1 protein-coding gene is annotated in these 740 nt (G+C 67.2%); it reads left to right on the forward strand.

The features are described from left to right. A partial coding sequence (locus EOD07_RS36380; RefSeq protein ID WP_164772957.1) for a UxaA family hydrolase occupies nt 1-740 on the forward strand: 740 nt, incomplete at both ends.

Raw genomic sequence — 740 nt, forward strand, 5'->3', positions numbered from 1 at the left:
CCACAAGATGGCGATCAAGCCGATCGCCGCGGGCGAAGCGGTTGTGAAATACGCGCAGGCGATCGGCCGCGCCACGCAAGACATCGCGCCTGGCGAGCATGTTCACTCGCACAATCTGGTGTTCGAGAGCGGCCGCCTGCCGGTGGTGCCGCCAAGCGAGGCCGAGCACGCCACCGAGGCCGACCGCAAGCGCACCTTCATGGGCTACCGCCGCGCCGATGGCCGCGCCGGCACGCGCAACTTCATCGGCATCATCGCCAGCGTCAATTGTTCGGCCACCGTCTGCCACGCCATCGCCGACGAGGCCAACCGCAGGATTCTGCCGAAATATCCCGGCATCGACGGCTTCGTGCCGATCGTCCACGGCCAGGGCTGCGGCATGAGCGGCACGGGTGACGGCATGATGGTTCTGCACCGCACGCTTGCGGGCTATGCGCGCCATCCGAATTTCGGCGGCGTGATGATGGTGGGGCTCGGCTGCGAGGTCAACCAGCTCACCCTCTACGGCCAGAAGGGCGTGGCGGCGGGAAAACGCCATTTCAACATCCAGGAGGCCGGCGGCTCGCGCAAATCGGTCGAGAAGGCGATGGGCGTGCTCACCGAGATCGCCGAGGAAGTCGGCCACCTCAAGCGCGAGCCCATCCCGGTCAGCGAGATCGTCGTCGGCCTGCAATGCGGCGGCTCGGACGGCATGTCCGGCATCACCGCCAACCCGGCATTAGGCGCCGCTGTCGACATCC

It is taken from the genome of Mesorhizobium sp. M2C.T.Ca.TU.002.02.1.1, from assembly GCF_003997225.1.